Origin of the sequence: Porphyromonas sp. HMSC065F10, assembly GCF_001808555.1 — a bacterium.
Taxonomy (GTDB): Bacteria; Bacteroidota; Bacteroidia; order Bacteroidales; family Porphyromonadaceae; genus Porphyromonas_A.
Genome location: NZ_KV793748.1, coordinates 67,696 through 83,865 on the forward strand (window position 1 = coordinate 67,696; position 16,170 = coordinate 83,865).

Genomic DNA, 16,170 nt, shown 5'->3' on the forward strand with positions numbered 1-16,170 from the left:
ATATTAGTCGCGCCTAATATCGGTATTAGAGAGAGCCCTGCTGAGGGGGGTAAAAAAATGGGGCTGCCCCGCTATTCGGGACAGCCCCATCTGTATGTGAGCTATGAAGTGGTATCAGAAGGCCTCAACGATCGGGAGGAACTTCTCTGCCGAGAGGGAGGCACCACCGATCAGCCCGCCATCGACATTGGGCTTGGCGAAGAGCTCAGGCGCATTCTTACCATTGCAGGAGCCACCGTAGAGGATCGAGGTCTCCTCAGCGACCTCCTTGCCGTAGCGGTCGGCGATCGTCTGGCGGATATACTTCAGCATCTCCTCTGCCTGCTCGCTCGTGGCAGTCTCACCGGTGCCGATCGCCCAGATCGGCTCGTAGGCGATGACGACACTGCGGAACTCGTCCTCGCTGAGATTGAAGATCCCGTCCTCGAGCTCCTTGCGGACGACGTCAAACTGCCGCCCGTCCTTGCGCTCCTCGAGGTCCTCACCGCAGCAGAAGATCACCTGCAGCCCGTTGTCGAGTGCCTGTGCCACCTTGGCGACCAGAGTCTCGGAGTCCTCGCTGTAGTACTGGCGGCGCTCGCTGTGGCCGAGGATGACCGCCTTAGCTCCGGTGCTGGCTACCATGGCTGCGGAGACCTCACCGGTGTAGGCGCCCTTGGGCTCGGTGGCGCAATTCTCTGCCGCCACGATGATGTCGGTGCCCTTGACCGCCTCAGCGACAGCGCAGAGGTGGGTAAAGGGTACGCCGAGGACGATGTCGCACTTGCGATCCACGCCCTCGAGAGCCTGGCGAACACTCTTCGCTAGCTCGATGCCCTCAGGGACGGTGGTATTCATTTTCCAGTTGGCAGCTGCAATTTTCTTTCTCATAATCAATCTTTACTCTGTTAGTATACTTGTTAGTTGCGGATGTCTGAATAGGTGGGCAAGGAAGTGCCGGTCCTGCACGGCAAAGCGGAGACTCACGTAGGAGAGCTTGTCGGAGAGGATGCCATCGTGGATCACAACCAGCCCGGGATTGCTCCGGATGAGGGTCTGCGCCATCTTCAGGTCCATAAAGAGGACCCTCCCGTAGCGGCGGATCAGGTCGATCCGGGGGTGGCTCTCGAGGCGGTCGATCGGGGTGGTGATCACGAGGGTCACCGGTTGGTGAGTGCGCTCTTGCAGCTCCAGCCCGAGGCGGAGTTGCTCCTCACTCATCCGATCAATGTCGTAGGTGATGTAGAGGAGTGCCTGGGCATCGGGGACTGCGAGGTGGTGCCCCACCTCCTTACCCTGTGCGTCCAGCAGGATCAGGTCTGCCTCGCTCTCCCGCTCGTGGGCGGGCTTGGCGGTGAGCTCCTCATACCGGACATAGGTCCAGGTGGAGTCGATGGTCGCCAGCTCATCAGTCGTGAGTGTGCGCTCCTCCCCGCCTCGCTCGTAAATGTAGCGCAACCCGTCGTCGGCCGGTTGCTCGTAGAAGTGGCTGATCGGCGTGCCGACCTTATAGGGACGGAAGTCGATCGTCGGCAGGTAGAGGAGGGGGTAGATATTGAAGGAGAGGAGCACCAGCGCCATCGTCGCTCCCGTGATCACCTGAGCGCTCATACTCCGGAGGGCGTAGAGGGCATCTCGATGGCGGACCAGGAGGGTGAGAAGCAGGAGCAGGACCACGTTTTTCCAGAAGGTGGCGCCATTGCTGATCTTGAGAGCATCGCCAAAGCAACCGCAGTCAGCGACCGGATTGGCGATGTAGATGTAGAGCGTCAGGCAGGTCATCGGCACCATTAGGATAAGCGTCGCGATGGAGACCCACCGGCGACCTATGCCGAGTAGGAGGAGGGTGCCGAGGAGTGCCTCGAGGACATTGAGCCCCACAGCGAGGTAGGTAGCCAGCGACAGGTCGATGGACTGTCCCGCAAGACCGAGGTACTCCATGATCTTGAGTCCGGTACCCATGGGGTCGATCCCCTTGGTGCAGCCGGAGAAGATGAAGAAGAGCCCCACCAAGACCTGCACGAGACGGACAATGAGGGTCAGTCCCGGGGAGGTGGCAGGGCGGTGGTCGGAGTAGCGGTGACGCATGGCTGGTGGGCTATTAGTACATCGGGTCGGTGCCCTCGTCGATGCGGATGATGGCGAAGGCGGCGTAATTGCACATGTCGAGGTAATTGGCATCGATGCCCTCGCTCACGCTCACCTCGCCACGGTGATCCTCTATCTGCTTGGTGCGGAAGATCTTCTGGAGGATGATGTCGGTGATCGAGGAGATACGCATAGAGCGCCACGCCTCACCATAGTCGTGATTCTTATCGAGCATCAGGTCCTTGGCGCGCTTGGCGTAGCTATCGTACCAGCTGAGGAGCAACTGGGGATCGACTCGGCTGTCATCGGCATAGCCGTGCTCCAGCTGCACCATCCCCATGAGGGAGTAATTGAAGATCCCGACAAACTCGCCCCTGATCCCGTCCTCGACACGCTGGACACCCAACTCCTGTATGGAGCGGATGCGCTGTGCCTTGATCAGGATCTGATCGGTGACCGCCGACGGACGCATGACCCGCCACGAGGCGCCGTAGTCGTCAAACTTCCGGAGGAAGAGCCCACGGCACTCCTTCAGCACCGCATCGTACTGGCAGGCGGTATCGTGGAGGCTCACCTCAGGTCTCAGGCTGGCTCCCTCACTCATTTCTCCTCCTCGCGAGAGGGCTCCTGGAGGAGGAAGGAGAAGTCGCCCGTAGGCATCATCTCCTGAGTCTCCTCACCGCCGTGGTAGATGCGGACATTATTCTCCCCATGCACCTCGATCTCATCGCCCTGGATGAGGAAGCGGCTGCCCTCACGCAGTCCGGCGACGAAGATGTCCGGATTTTGCGTGACAAACTCGATGATGCGGAAGTCCCTCGTCTCGCCTCCGTGTCCCTCTGGGGCCTTGTCGAGGTAGTGAGGATTGATCTGGAAGGGGATCAGCCCGAGGGTGTGGAAGCTCTCCGGCTCGGCGATAGGCATATCATTGGTCGTCATCAGCGTGGGGCAGGCGACATTGGACCCTGCACTCCAGCCGGAGTAGGGGATCCCAAGGCTGACGGCTTCGCGGATCGGCTCCATCAGCCCGAGGCGCTGCATCGTGGCGGTCAGCACCCAGGTATTTCCACCGCCGACGAGGATGGCGGTCGCCTGCTTGATCGCTGCCACCGGGTCATCGTAGGTGTGCAGCCCGTGGACCTTGATCCCGAAGGGCTCCAGAGCCTTATTGACCTTGCTGACATACTCGTCGTAAGAGTAGGTGATGGCGGCGTAGGGCACGAGGATCACCTCCTCACGATCTGCCTCGGTGAGGAAGTCATTGAGATCGGGGCCGGCTTTCTCCAAGTAGCTCTCGCCAGGAGAGGCTGAGTTGCTGATCAGTAGTAATCGTCTCATAGGTCTATATGTATTGTCTGGTTAGTTGCTATGCAAATTTACCCATTTATCTCCGCCCTCACACGAGATGCACCCCGCGCCACTTACCCGAGCGCATAAAGAGGTAGCTGCGGATCGCAATGATGCCAAAGTAGATCGCCTCCACCGTGAAGCAGACGGCAATGGGCGCCCGGAGTAGGTAGACCATCGCGACGGCATAGAGGAGGTAAAAGATATTGCCGGTCAGCTCGATGCGGAAGACCTTCTTCGTCGATCCCACCCCGCCGACGGCGTGGAAGTACATATTCCCCACACTCGCTATGACAAAGGAGAGGCAGAGTACGCGCATCGATGGCACGGCCGCCGTGATCAGCGCCGGGTCGTCGGTGAAGACACGGAGGACCGAGGAGGCAAAGAGGGAGACCAGTGCCGCCAGCACCGCCGCCGTGCCGAGGGAGAGGCGACTCGCCCGGTGCAGATAGGGTGCAATCTCATCGGCAGCATCGGCGCCCATCAGCTGCCCCGTGGTGGTCCGTACAGCGGTTCCGTAGGAGATGATCGGGATGAAGAGGACATTGTAGACGCTTCGCGAGATCGAGGCGACACCGAGGGACATCTCCCCGAGGCTCTCGAGCATAAAGAAGAAGAGCGTCCAGACACTCTGCGACATCAGCGCCTGCAGCATCAGGAAGTAGGAGATATGGAGCAGCGAGCGCGCCACCACGCCGTCCCAGCGCAGCATATCCCGCATATCCATGCCGTACTTCTTGAGGTCGACGCGGAGACGTATGTAGGTGATGAAGAAGAGGAGGGAGGCGCCCTCGGCGCAGACACTGGCGATGGCGGCGCCCTTGACGCCCAGCGCCGGAAGGCCGAGGTTACCGAAGATCAGCGCCCAGTCGAGGACGATATTCACGACCGACATCACGAGGGAGTTGTAGGTCAGCACCTTCGTCTCCCCTATCCCGACGAAGAAGGACCGCATCGAGGAGGAGATGAAGATAAAGACGAAGCCGAGCATCCGGTAGTCCCAGTACTCCATCGCCGCCGCTCCCACCGCCTTGCTCGTGAGCAACGTGCCGAAAGCCCATCGCCCTATCGGCATCGCGAGCACGATCGCGAGGATCGCCGCCCCGAGGAGCATCATGATGCTATTGCCGAGGACGTTACCGATCGAGCGGTACTGGCCAGCGCCATACTTATGGCTGATGATGATCTGCGTGCCGGAGGCGAGACCGAAGCCAATGGTAAAGATGCTGAAGTAGACCAGCGCAGCAATCGAAGCACCACCCAGCTCTGTCACCCCGAGACGGCCGAGGAATGCGGTGTCAATGACGCCGATGAGATTTTGCGCCATCAGAGAGATGACCACCGGCCCGGAGAGACGGAGGAGTCTCCTCAGTGAGGTGTCGGGGATCTCTCTCCGGAGTAGTGTCTCTGAGTCTGCCTGCATAGATCTTCTTTTACTTCCTCACAAAGGTACACATTATTGCCAGCGCACCCTCAGAGAGACGCTGGTTGGGCCGGGGTGCCTACTCTCTTTTTTACCCTTTCTTTTTCCCCCTCCTCAGAGGACAAAGGTGGAGAGGAGGAGGTCGCCTATGGCCCTTCGCACCTCGCTGTGTCGCCGGGTGTGGTTATTGACCATCACGGAGACGGCATAGGTCCTGCCACCGTGGGTGATGTATCCGGCGTAGCAGGTGACTCCGTGGATGCTTCCGCTCTTCATCCGCCCCGCCCCCTCGAGCCGGGTACCGGCGAGGAGCAGCCGGAGGGTACCCTCCTGACCGATAGTGGGGAGCAGCTGGGGGAAGCCGGCGCCATCCGTCTCGCGCCAGACCCTCGTGAGCAGATCAGTCATGTAGGCGGGGGCCACCTTATTGGCTCTGGTGAGTCCGCTGCCATCGTACATCTCGAGGAGGGCACCGGGGATGCCCTGCGAGGCCCAGTGGTCCCTCACTGTGCGGACGGCTGTCTCCGTCACGGTCTCCCCAGGGAGGGCAGGGACCCTGTCGGCAATCAGCCGGAGGCACCCCTCCGCATACATATTGATGGAGTGGTGGTTGGTCAGCCTGATCACCTCGCTCAGCTGCGGGGAGTAGTGCGTCATCAGTAGGTCACTCCCGCGGGGGAGCTGTGCCACGGTCCGGTAGTCGCCGTTGATGGTGATGCCGTCACGCCGCAGCCGGTCACGGACGCGCTTGGCAAGGAGGAGAGGTGGGTCGGGGACTGCTCCACGGATGCCGAGGCTCTTGGCTCGTGAGGGGTAGGCACCGGTGATGGCGAGGGAGCCGTCGGAGAGGGGGAAGGAGGAGACGTAGAGTGAGTCGGAGGTGACGCGCGAGGTACGGGCGTAGAGCCCCACGAGCCTAAGCCCCGGCACCTCCGGCGTGACGCTGAAGTCCCGTCCGTAGTTTCGGAAGCTGAGGTAGTAGGTGTTGTCCAGGACATTGAGCATAAAGTGACCCGCGCCGTAGTAGTTGCCCATATCGACAGCGGACCAGTAGGGGTTGACCGCCTGGAAGTCTCGCCTGTCGGAGAGCGCCAGCACCGAGCCGGTGACCCGGGTGATGCCGCGCTCACTGAGGGCTGCTGAGATCTCGTCGTAGAGCGCCCAACGCTCATCCCTGGGGAGATACTTGGACTCGATCGTCGGGTCACCATGCCCCACGAGGCAGAGGTCGCCCTCCAGCACACCGTCCCGCACCGGTCCAGTCATCATCACCTCGGTCGGGATGCGGTAGTCGGGCCCGAGGATCCGGTAGGCGGCAGCGGTGGAGATGATCTTCATCGTGCTGGCGGGGGTGAGGAGGTGGCTCGCCTGTAGGTCGACCACCTGCAGTCCGGTGGTGACGTCGCGGACGCTGAGGCCCCAGGCAGTGTCGTCAAGCAACTCGGGGATGACGGCAGGCACCCGGACAGACTGCGCCGAGAGGGTGGATAGGAGGGTGAGGGAGAGGAAGTAGAGAGATAAGCGTCTCATGGAAAATGGTATCTTTGTGGCGTGGATGCCACACGACATCCGCATCCACTTATGGGGGACCTCTTGCATAGAGGTCGTTCATATAGGTATAAAGATAGACAAAAATTCCCTTCCTCCGAGTGAGGAAACCTCCTGTATCGTATATGCTGACAAACTTTTTCAGAAAAGAATTTACTCTAGATCGGACTGTCCGATGCCTCTTTGTGATCGCAGTGGTGGCGCTTGCGATGTATATTGTCGGCTCACTCAAGGTGATCCTCTGGCCCTTTGTCCTCGCCTGGATCACCGCGGCGGTGCTGATGCCGCTGGTACACTACTTTGAGCGGAAGTGGCACATACGGCAGCGGGGCTGGTCAGTGACGCTGGTGGTGCTGCTCTTCCTGCTCATCGTCGGGGGCTTCCTCGCCTTTGTCATCCCCTCGGTGATCAACGAGGTGAGCAAGGGGTGGAGCCTGATCTCCCGCTACACCGATGCGGAGGTGCTGCTGGCGATGGTGCCGGAGCAGTACCGCACCGATGTCGCCAATACCCTCAATCTCGATATGTGGCTCCAGCACTTTGAGATCAAGGAGATCCTCGACTATCTGATGCAGGCCGTCTCTACGGGCTGGGATATGCTCTCGAGCGCCATGGGGGTAGTAAGCGGGCTGACGGTGGTCTTCCTCTTCGTGATGTACCTCTTCTTCATCCTCCTCGACTATGAGGTGCTGATCCACGGGCTCTACCACCTCTTCCCCCACAAGGTCCGCCACTACGCCATGGAGGCCGGGGAGGTGATCAATGTCTATGTCAATAGCTACATACGCGGTCAGGGTTTGATCGCTCTGATCATCGCCGCCTATCTCGCCGTCGGCTTTGGACTTATGGGCATGCCGATGGGTATCACCCTCGGACTGCTGATCGGGATCCTCAACTTTGTCCCCTATCTCCAGATCGTTGGCTATCCGCCGCTGGTACTCTGCTGTGCCCTACAGTCCGTAGCCACGGGGCAGAATTTCTGGGTCGTGCTGCTGATCGCCGTCGCCATCATGATGATCTCAGAGGTGCTGCAGGACTTCGTGCTCCGTCCCCTGATCATGCAGAAGAGCCTCGGCATGCGCGCCTCGATCATCATCCTCTCGCTGGCCGTCTGGGGATTTCTCCTCGGGGCGATCGGTATCTTCTTCGCCCTACCCTTCACGATGGTGATCTACTACTTCTATATGAAATACGTGGTGGGTGAGCCGATACCGCTCTATGCCCTCAAGGAGGAGAAGCTGACGAAGAAGGAGGAGAAGGCGCAGAAAAAGGCGCACGATCGCTTCGAGAGCGAGCGCTCCGATAGGCTCCTCCGTATGAATAAGGAGGGTCGCAATCCCATCGTCGTCACGACGCAGGAGGACCTGGACGAGAGCAGCACCACCGAGGAGAGATGAGCCGCTACATCTACAATATCACGCTCTCCTGCGAGCCGGAGCTGCTGGAGGAGGTCCTCTTTTACCTCCGAGAGCGGCTACTGCCCGCCTGGCGGGACTACGATGGGGTAACGGCTGTCCGGCTCCTCCGCCTGCCCGATGAGGGAGGGTATGCGCTTCAGCTCGAGGGCGACCATAGGGAGCTGCTGGAGGAGCTGAAGCTCACGGAGGATCGCGAGCTGCACCGACTGATGCAGACCTATCCGCGGAGGGTGCTCCCCTTTATGACCAAGCTGGAGGTGCTGGAGTGACCTATGAGTGAGGAGAGGAAAAGCAGCCCCACGACAGCAGGGGTATACCATGTGCCGGCACTGCTGCAGGAGACCGTCGACAGTCTGATCACCGACCCCAATGGGATCTACGTCGATGCTACCTTTGGCGGTGGCGGTCACTCGCGGGAGATCCTGAGCCGACTGGGACCCGAGGGACACCTCTTCGGTCTCGACCGCGACCTCGATGCGCGCGACCGATGCGACATCAGCGATGAGCGCTTCACCTTTGTACGGACCGACTTCCGCTACCTCTCCCGCTTCCTCACCTACTTCGGCGTACCCCGCATCAATGGTCTGCTCGCCGACCTCGGGGTCTCGTCCCACGACTTTGACGAGGAGGGACGAGGCTTCTCCTTCCGCTACGACGATGCACCGATAGATATGCGGATGAATCAGTCTGCCGGTGAGACCGCCCGTCAGCTGATCGACCGGCTAGAGTGGACCGAGCTTGCCACGCTGCTGCACACCTACGGCGAGGTACAGCAGTCCCGCCGCGCCGCCACGCTGATCAAGCAGGCTGCCGAGCGGGGCGAGCTGGAGACGATGAAGGGACTGATCGATGCGCTGAGCCCGATCGCCCCGGAGCGCAATAAGAAGCTCCGGAATAAGGTGCTCTCGCAGGTCTTCCAGGCACTGCGCATCGCCGTAAATGACGAGATGGGCGCTCTCTATGCGCTCTTAGAGTCGCTCCCCACCCTACTCGCTCCCGGCGGGCGGGCGGTCTTCCTCACCTATCACTCGCTCGAGGATCGCCCGGTGAAGAATTTCTTCCGCTACGGCAACGTGGCGGGCGACCGAGAGACGGACCTCTACGGCAACCTCAGGGCACCACTCCGCCCGCTCTCAAGCAAGCCGGTCATCCCCTCGGCCGAGGAGATAGAGCGCAATCCCCGCGTCCGCTCCGCCAAGCTCCGTGCCGCCGAGTTGGTCTCAGAGTAAAAAAGCTTACTCGTGTGCCTCGAGGCGCCGCTCCGCCAGCTGCTCGTAGCGGGTGCCGGGGCGACCATAATTGGCGTACGGGTAGATGCTGATGCCACCTCGGGGCGTGAAGAGCCCCGTCACCTCGATGTACTTCGGGTCCATCACGCGGATAAGGTCCTTCATGATGATATTGACGCAGTCCTCGTGGAAGGCTCCGTGGTTGCGGAAGGAGAAGAGGTAGATCTTCAGTGCCTTACTCTCCACCATCCGCACGTCGGGGATGTAGCTGATCCGGATCTCGGCAAAGTCCGGCTGCCCCGTGATCGGGCAGAGGCTGGTAAACTCAGGACAATTGAAGCGGACCCAGTAGTCGTTGTCCGGGTGCTTATTGACAAACGTCTCCAGCACCGATGGATCGTAGTCTTCCGGATAGTGCGTATCGTGCGGGCGGAGCAGCTGCAGCCCCTCCTCTTCTCTCTCTTTGTCTTTATGTGCTGTCATATTGGGATGATCGTTATGAGGCAAAAGTAGCGATTTTATCTCCAAGTGTGGGTACCTTTGTGCCACAACACTTAGTCACCACTATTATGCTCAAGTACTTTGACGAGGCGGATATATCCGTCACCATTTGCGACAAGGAGGGGAAGATCATCGAGATGAACCAGCAGTCGCGCCAGGTCAATTGCCCCGACGGGCGCGACCTCATCGGCTTCAACGTCCTCGACTGCCACCCCGAGCCTGCCCGCTCACTCCTCCAGAAGATGATGACCGAGGAGCTCAAGCACGTCTACACCATCGACAAGAGGGGGAAGAAAAAGCTCATCTACCAGATCCCCTGGTACCAGGACGGCGAGTACGCCGGCTTCATCGAGCTGTCGATGATCCTGCCCGACGAGCCGATGCAGCACTACGTGCGCAAGTGACGCACTGACACCCTTTACAGAGCGGCTCCACCGGGATCTCATGCGAGAGACCGGTGGAGCCGCTTTTTTGTATAAAGACCTTTGCAAAATGGTCTTTCGCTGAAAAAGCACCGCTTTTTCGGCAGGGACTTTGCAGAATACCTCAGATGCAAGGAACTGAGAGTGAGGGCGAGGGGAGTGTGCTTACGCACATAACCAAGCCCGAATCTCGAAAGTGACGCCGCAGATGGGGTATTATGCAAAGGTCTCGTATAGGGAAAAGGGATCAGCGGGTGTCTCCTTTGCGGGCGAGGTAGAGGCCGCAGACGCCGGGGAAGAAGATGCGGTAGTGACACTGCTCCAGCCCGGCCTGCTCCATAAGGGCGGTCATCCGCTCTCTCGAGGGGACGCGGGCGATGGAGTGGAGGAGGTAGTCGTATGCCTCGGGATCCTCGGAGTAGCGCTGCGCCATCCGCCGGAGGTAGAGACGGGTGTAGAGCCGGTAGCCGGTGTGGAGGAGTCCGCTCTCCGGCTCCGTCAGCTCGAGCACAGCAACGATGCCACCTGGGCGCAGCACGCGGGCAAACTCCCGGTACCCCTGCTCTAAGGAGGCGAAGTTGCGGACGCCAAAGGCGCACGTGACCGCATCGACAGCCTCGTCAGGCAGGTCTATGTTGAGCGCATCACCGACCCCAAATCCGATCCGATCAGCGAGGCCGGCAGCCTCCACCTTGCGCACTCCGACAGCCATCATCTCCCGAGAGAGATCCATGCCGGTGACCTGCGCCTCGGGGCAGGCACGCGCCAGCGCTATCGCCACATCACCCGTGCCGGTCGCCACATCGAGGATCTGCCTCGGGTGACTGCCTGCGACAGACTGCACCAGCACTTGGCGCCAGTGGCGGTCGAGGCCGAGCGAGTTGAGCTTATTCAGCAGGTCGTACTGCGGCGCAATGTGGTCAAACATCTGCCGCACCTGGGTGGAGAAAGCGGGACTCTCGCGTCTCGGCTCACTTGCCATGCTGCCGAATCCAGTCGGTGACGTTGGTCTCTATGCGCTTCTCGATGTCGCCGGTCTCGTGACGCTCAAAGGGCTCGTCCATGATGTCATTGAAGAGCTCGATGTAGCGCTCCGAGACGCTGTCGCAGTAGGCGTCGGTCATCTCCGGCACCTGCTGCCCCTTCTCGCCCTGGAAGCCGTGGTCGATGAGCCACTGGCGGACAAATTCCTTGGAGAGCTGACGCTGAGGCTTCCCGGCCTCAAAGAGCTCTTGATAGGTGTCAGCGTAGAAGTAGCGGCTCGAGTCGGGGGTGTGGATCTCGTCGATGAGGTAGATCTTGCCGTCCTTCTTGCCAAATTCGTACTTCGTGTCGACGAGGATGAGCCCCTTCTTCTTCGCCAGCTCGCTGCCGCGCTCAAAGAGGCGGAGTGCGATGTCAGAGATAGCCTTCAGCTCCTCGGCAGTCATCAGCCCCTGCTTCACGATCTCATCAGGGGTGATATTCATGTCGTGCCCGGAGTCGGCCTTGGTGGTGGGGGTGAGGATCGGGTGATCGAAGTACTGATTTTCCTTCATCCCCTCAGGCAGGATCACGCCGCAGAGGTTGCGCTCGCCTGCCTTGTAGGCGCGCCAGGCGCTACCGGTGAGGATGGCACGGACGATCACCTCGAGCTTATACGGCTCGCAGGCGTGACCTATGGTGACCATAGGGTCGGGCGTGGCAATCTTCCAGTTGGGGACAATGTCCTCTGTGGCATCGAGATTGGCGGCGGCGATGCGATTGAGGATCTCGCCCTTGAAGGGGATCCCTTTAGGGAGGATCACGTCAAAGGCGGAGATGCGGTCGGTGGCGACCATCACGAGGAGGCCGTTGTCGAGGGTGTATACATCACGGACTTTGCCGTGGAAGACTTGTGTCGTACCCGGCAGCTTGAGGTCGGTATGGGTAAGTGCTTGTGCCATGATTGTATGGAAACGTTATGTATTTGTGTGTAGTAAAAAAGAGTCTCTATTCCTTCTCCTCCCTTGCGGCTCCCCGCTTGCGGTCCGCCCGCTCGTAGACAGCGACGATTTTCTTCACCAGTCCGTGGCGCATAATGTCGCCTCGCTCAAAGTCTATCCAGCCGATGCCCTCGATCGAGTGGAGGAGCCGGTCAGCCTCTCGGAGACCGGAGGTGACGCCACGGGGGAGATCGACCTGCGACATATCACCGGTGACGATCATCTTCGCCTCGCTACCGAGCCGGGTGAGGAACATCCGCATCTGGTGCGTGGTAGTATTCTGTGCCTCATCGAGGACGACGATGGCATCATTGAGCGTGCGGCCGCGCATATAGGCGAGCGGGGCGATCTGGATCACGCCGGTATCCATATAGTCGTGCAGCCTCGTGGGCGGGACCAGCTCCATCAGCGCATCGTAGAGAGGCTGCAGGTAGGGGTCGAGCTTATCCTTCATCTCACCGGGGAGGAAGCCGAGCCGCTCGCCCGCCTCCACGGCAGGGCGCGAGAGGATGATGCGGCGGGCTCTCTTTTCCCTAAGAAACTTCACCGCCATAGCTATGGCGAGGAAGGTCTTGCCGGTGCCGGCGGGACCGGTGGCGAAGACGAGGTCGTGCCGGTCGACCAGCTGCACCATCTCCTGCTGGTGGGCGCTGCGCGGAGTGATCGGCTGGCCATAGGCGCCGTAGAGGATCACCCCGTCACCGCTCTGCCGATCGGGCGACTGGCCCTTGACGATCTCAAGGACGGCGGTCTCGGGGAGGCTGTTAAATCGCGCAGCGTACTTCTCCAGCTGGTGGAGCACCTTGAGGATCTCCTCAGTCTCCTCCTCGGCGCCCATCACCTTGATCACCGACCCGCGCGCCATGATGCGGAGCTTAGGGTAGAGATCCTTGAGGAGCGTGAGGTTGCTGCTATTGGTGCCAAAGAAGACGACCGGGTCAGCCTCCTCGATGAGGTAGATGTGCTCTGTCATCACTTGTAGCTCTGTATCATTCGATCGGCCTCGGCCCGTAGGCGTGTATCGATCTCATCCGCTGTCCACTCGATCATGGGTCGTGCGGTGACGTAGCTGCCATCGCTGTGGATAAAGAGGAGCGTGGGCACCTGCTGGATATTGAGCTTCTTGATGATCTGGCGTATATCCTTACTGAGCCGAGAGTTGAGGTAGCTGACAGCCACCCGCCCCCGGTACTCCTCAGCAAATTGCTCCATATGGGGCATCAGCTTCTGGCAGGCGGGGCAGTCGGGTCGGTAGACCTCTATGATCGTGGGGCGTGGCTTCCTGAGCTTGATCTGCACCAGGTCGTAGTAGGTGACCAGCTGGTCAAAGTCCTGCATCGTCAGGTCGGCAGGCCGACCCTCAGTCTTCTTCTCCTCGGGGTCCTGCATCGGCTTGCAGCCGGAGAGCAGGAGGGCAAGGAGGATGCCGCCCAGAAGGGCTATATAGAGGCTTATCTTTTTCATTATAGTGAGTTGTCTCTTGTGTGGGACAAAGATAACAAGAAATAGGTAAGGGGGGACTATTTTGCCCCACCCTCCCTCTGGCAGAAATCTAATACCGATATTAGGCGCGACTAATACCGATATTAGAGTTCACTAATATCGGTATTAGAGTTTTCTTTTACCGGTAAAAGAATTTCCTCAGAGGGGAGGGGGAACTATTAGGGGGAAGGGCATTAGGGAGAGAATTGCGGGTAAGTAGATGGAAATGGGAGGGATTTGCACGATATCTCTGTGATTTGCGCTGCGAGGTAAAGTGCAGAAAGCGTGGATTTGTGCAGAAGTGCCGTTACCAAATCGTTAGCCCATTCTCCGAATGGTAACGAAGAGGTAGGAGCAGGTAACTGACGGAAGTGTATTCGGTAAGTGAACTCTCTGTATTTCTGGGGCTGTTGCTCTGATATACAACGCTTTGCGTATCTGAGAACGCTTCGGTAACGGGTAACTTTGCCTATAGAAACAGAAGCGTATGCAAACAGACAAAATGAAGGTGTTACTCTACTTGAAGAAGAGCGGATTGGACAGGTCGGGACAAGCTCTGATTATGGGGCGGATAACTTACGGGCGAACGATAGCTCAATTCAGTTGCAAGCTGTCGTGCGACTCCAGGTTGTGGAATGCTCGTGAGAGCAGGCTGAACGGCAAGAGCCGTGAAGCTGTGGCAACGAATGGCAAGTTGGAACGCTTGCTACTATCGGCGCAGTCGGCTTATGCTAGAGGCTGGTGTGCCTATCGAGAGCATTGCTAAGATGATGGGGCATTCGTCTATTGCCAGCACGCAAATCTACGCCCAAATCACCGACCAAAAGATTGCAAAGGACATGGACAGGTTGATACGATAATAGAAAGGATAAGGCTAAACAAAAAGAACTTACTCCATTTTTGTGAAATAAGTTCTTTTTAGGTTTATTGTATGTGAATTTGATTTATCCAAACTTGAATTCTATCTTGGCTTGTATTGAATCTCTGCAACATAAAATCCGTGTCATATTCAATCCGCTTATTAAAACACAATTTCCCATTTAGATATATCCGTACATTCTTTTCTGTATCTATCATTTCTGGAGATATGTTCACCGAGAAAGATTTTATACAAGAGGTTTCTATTCTGAAGACATTATCATTATACTTTGCTATTATCTTGCCTGATTTACGAGGGAAATCAAAAGCCATTTTATTCACATCTCTAACAACAAGACTATCCTTTTCGTTATATCCTAACCAATGATTGATTTTGAAGTTCTTTACTATATGCCAGTCTTTTTTCACTGCTAACGTATCGAGCTTAATATTTGAAAGCCAATCAATCTCTCCGTAACATTCATCGTCAAACTCCCAAGATATTTCTTTGGGAAAAGGATTTCTTTGTCGCTCAAGAAGGTCCGCAAATATAATTTCATAGGCAGACTCTGATTCATCGAATTGAGGAAATTGGTGTGGAAACCCATTGTAGCGATATTCTTTGTAATCGGCATTGATACTATTCATCAGTTGAGTGAAATCGTCATTTGCATTAGGTGGATAGTAGTAATCCTCATCTGTTGAGATATTGATAAATGAACGATTTTTAATATTCTCTACAAAAGTTCCTCCTGTAAAGACTTTAGGATAAGTATTGAAGCCGTAGAACCCTGCAAATAAAGTTGGCTGTTTCATTAAATACGAGAAAGAACCTGTTGCCCCATTAGAATGTCCTGAAATAAACACTTTATCATCATCTACATTGAGTGCCTTTTTGACCAGTGTAACTATCTTAGGAATTATAAAGAAGCCGTTATCGGGAGTCATCCAATTGAAGTCTCTACTACCTTTTGGAAAGACCAATATTACATCATTCCTTTCAGCGTACTTCGTGTAATATCTATTCCAATCATACAGCACCCAAGAAGCAAGTTGATAATCAGACAACCGATTATATCTAACTGCTCCATGTAAAAAGAATAGCAGAGGATAGCTCTTGTTAGGGTTGTATTTTGGGGGAAGATGTACAAAAAATGAAGTTTTGACCGAATCATTTATTGCAAATGAAATAGAGTAATTCTGGCTTTTCTTGGGTAAATATCCATCTTTCTTTCTGATTTCTTCATATAGAGTTTTCCCATCTTTCCCTTTTTGTGGCGGAACATTATTGGAAGCATAAAATTCCTCTTCATTTACGCTCAGTTCTTTATAAAATGTTTGTTTGGCTTCCAGGGCTTTTTGTCTCAAATCATTCCACCTTACATCTGAGAGCAAATTCTTATACTCATTTTCAGACGCATCTCCAAGGATATAACTCCAGTTCGGTTCCAAAGGAAGAGTAGGCTTTAGCTCAAATAAAAGAGTTAGATACTTGAAAGCCTTGTCATACTCTTTTAGGTCGGATGAAAGAACTGAAGCCTTGTACAATCCAACTTCATCTATACTGTCAGGAAAAAGAAAAAAGGCATGCTCGTACATATCAAGAGATTTTTTGTAGCCTACGGCATCTTTCGCCTGCCACATAGCTTCCAAAGCCTCTTCCGTTAGTTTGGAATAATTCTCTTGCCCATGTAAAGGAATACATACAAACACATAAAAAAGGATGATATACTTTAGTTTTCGTTGTTTCATATTGAGTCTTCTTCCTCCTTTGTTTTCTCTTCCGAAGTCGGAGGATTTCGCTTGCGGAAGATGTTGCTTTGTCCTGATAACGCAAATGTACTCGATTTATTTCAAAAGAGATACCGAGCGATTGCGAGACGTAGATTCAAGGACGAAGTGCAACAGGGA

At 56.7% G+C, this 16,170-nt stretch carries 16 protein-coding genes and 2 pseudogenes; 6 read left to right on the forward strand and 12 right to left on the reverse strand.

Annotated features, from left to right (window positions below; all coding sequences use genetic code 11):
• Positions 1-114 precede the first annotated feature (114 nt).
• The 6 genes from tpiA to dacB all read right to left on the reverse strand — a co-directional run bounded on the left by tpiA (position 115) and on the right by dacB (position 6,367).
• Positions 115-870, reverse strand: coding sequence for a triose-phosphate isomerase (gene tpiA / locus HMPREF2890_RS01325; RefSeq protein ID WP_070464255.1), 756 nt, complete (start codon positions 868-870; stop codon positions 115-117).
• A gap of 9 nt (positions 871-879) precedes the next feature.
• Entirely contained in the window at positions 880-2,067 is a 1,188-nt protein-coding gene (locus tag HMPREF2890_RS01330; RefSeq protein WP_070464257.1) for a BT_3928 family protein, read from the reverse strand.
• Between the two features lie 13 nt (positions 2,068-2,080).
• On the reverse strand, positions 2,081-2,671 hold the full coding sequence (locus tag HMPREF2890_RS01335) for a DUF1599 domain-containing protein (RefSeq protein WP_070464260.1): 591 nt from the start codon (positions 2,669-2,671) through the stop codon (positions 2,081-2,083).
• The gene (gene pepE, locus HMPREF2890_RS01340; RefSeq protein ID WP_070464262.1) at positions 2,668-3,405 is read right to left on the reverse strand and encodes a dipeptidase PepE; all 738 of its coding nucleotides are present in this window, start codon (positions 3,403-3,405) and stop codon (positions 2,668-2,670) included. Before pepE ends, HMPREF2890_RS01335 begins: the two co-directional genes overlap by 4 nt.
• A 58-nt stretch (positions 3,406-3,463) precedes the next feature.
• The gene (locus tag HMPREF2890_RS01345; RefSeq protein WP_070464264.1) at positions 3,464-4,837 is read right to left on the reverse strand and encodes an MATE family efflux transporter; all 1,374 of its coding nucleotides are present in this window, start codon (positions 4,835-4,837) and stop codon (positions 3,464-3,466) included.
• Between the two features lie 114 nt (positions 4,838-4,951).
• Positions 4,952-6,367, reverse strand: a complete 1,416-nt coding sequence (gene dacB / locus HMPREF2890_RS01350) for a D-alanyl-D-alanine carboxypeptidase/D-alanyl-D-alanine endopeptidase (protein WP_070464266.1) — start codon at positions 6,365-6,367, stop codon at positions 4,952-4,954.
• A 143-nt stretch (positions 6,368-6,510) separates the two neighbouring features.
• Between dacB and HMPREF2890_RS01355 the strand changes: the two genes are divergently transcribed.
• Genes HMPREF2890_RS01355 through rsmH form a run of 3 tightly spaced genes read left to right on the forward strand, consistent with a single transcriptional unit; the run spans position 6,511 to position 9,032 of the window.
• On the forward strand, positions 6,511-7,782 hold the full coding sequence (locus HMPREF2890_RS01355) for an AI-2E family transporter (RefSeq protein WP_083289727.1): 1,272 nt from the start codon (positions 6,511-6,513) through the stop codon (positions 7,780-7,782).
• Entirely contained in the window at positions 7,779-8,072 is a 294-nt protein-coding gene (locus HMPREF2890_RS01360; protein WP_070464270.1) for a DUF4286 family protein, read from the forward strand. The genes HMPREF2890_RS01355 and HMPREF2890_RS01360 overlap by 4 nt, the downstream gene beginning before the upstream one ends.
• A 3-nt stretch (positions 8,073-8,075) precedes the next feature.
• Entirely contained in the window at positions 8,076-9,032 is a 957-nt protein-coding gene (gene rsmH, locus HMPREF2890_RS01365; protein ID WP_070464273.1) for a 16S rRNA (cytosine(1402)-N(4))-methyltransferase RsmH, read from the forward strand.
• Positions 9,033-9,038: 6 nt separating this feature from the next.
• Here the strand turns inward: rsmH and queF are convergent, their stop codons facing one another.
• Positions 9,039-9,515: a preQ(1) synthase gene (gene queF, locus HMPREF2890_RS01370; RefSeq protein ID WP_070464275.1), complete on the reverse strand. Its 477-nt coding sequence runs from the start codon at positions 9,513-9,515 to the stop codon at positions 9,039-9,041.
• A gap of 86 nt (positions 9,516-9,601) precedes the next feature.
• On the opposite strand from queF, the gene HMPREF2890_RS01375 reads away from it, so the two are divergent.
• Complete coding sequence (locus HMPREF2890_RS01375) at positions 9,602-9,937, forward strand: PAS domain-containing protein (RefSeq protein WP_070464277.1); 336 nt, start codon at positions 9,602-9,604, stop codon at positions 9,935-9,937.
• A gap of 265 nt (positions 9,938-10,202) precedes the next feature.
• Here HMPREF2890_RS01375 and ubiE read toward each other — a convergent pair whose 3' ends face one another.
• From ubiE to HMPREF2890_RS01395, 4 genes are read right to left on the reverse strand one after another with little or no spacing between them, the layout of a single operon-like run.
• Entirely contained in the window at positions 10,203-10,937 is a 735-nt protein-coding gene (gene ubiE / locus HMPREF2890_RS01380; RefSeq protein WP_070464280.1) for a bifunctional demethylmenaquinone methyltransferase/2-methoxy-6-polyprenyl-1,4-benzoquinol methylase UbiE, read from the reverse strand.
• Positions 10,927-11,880: a phosphoribosylaminoimidazolesuccinocarboxamide synthase gene (locus HMPREF2890_RS01385; RefSeq protein ID WP_070464282.1), complete on the reverse strand. Its 954-nt coding sequence runs from the start codon at positions 11,878-11,880 to the stop codon at positions 10,927-10,929. The genes ubiE and HMPREF2890_RS01385 overlap by 11 nt, the downstream gene beginning before the upstream one ends.
• Positions 11,881-11,926: 46 nt before the next feature.
• Positions 11,927-12,892: a PhoH family protein gene (locus HMPREF2890_RS01390; protein ID WP_070464285.1), complete on the reverse strand. Its 966-nt coding sequence runs from the start codon at positions 12,890-12,892 to the stop codon at positions 11,927-11,929.
• Complete coding sequence (locus HMPREF2890_RS01395; RefSeq protein ID WP_070464287.1) at positions 12,892-13,383, reverse strand: thioredoxin family protein; 492 nt, start codon at positions 13,381-13,383, stop codon at positions 12,892-12,894. The genes HMPREF2890_RS01390 and HMPREF2890_RS01395 overlap by 1 nt, the downstream gene beginning before the upstream one ends.
• 505 nt (positions 13,384-13,888) lie before the next feature.
• Here HMPREF2890_RS01395 and HMPREF2890_RS01400 point away from each other — a divergent pair.
• Positions 13,889-14,131, forward strand: a pseudogene (locus tag HMPREF2890_RS01400) (Arm DNA-binding domain-containing protein); the annotation flags it as partial.
• Positions 14,127-14,261 (forward strand): annotated as a pseudogene (locus HMPREF2890_RS08745) (tyrosine-type recombinase/integrase); the annotation flags it as partial. The pseudogenes HMPREF2890_RS01400 and HMPREF2890_RS08745, both read left to right, overlap by 5 nt.
• 64 nt (positions 14,262-14,325) lie before the next feature.
• Here the strand turns inward: HMPREF2890_RS08745 and HMPREF2890_RS01405 are convergent.
• Positions 14,326-16,011, reverse strand: a complete 1,686-nt coding sequence (locus HMPREF2890_RS01405) for an alpha/beta hydrolase-fold protein (protein ID WP_018107683.1) — start codon at positions 16,009-16,011, stop codon at positions 14,326-14,328.
• Positions 16,012-16,170: the final 159 nt, after the last annotated feature.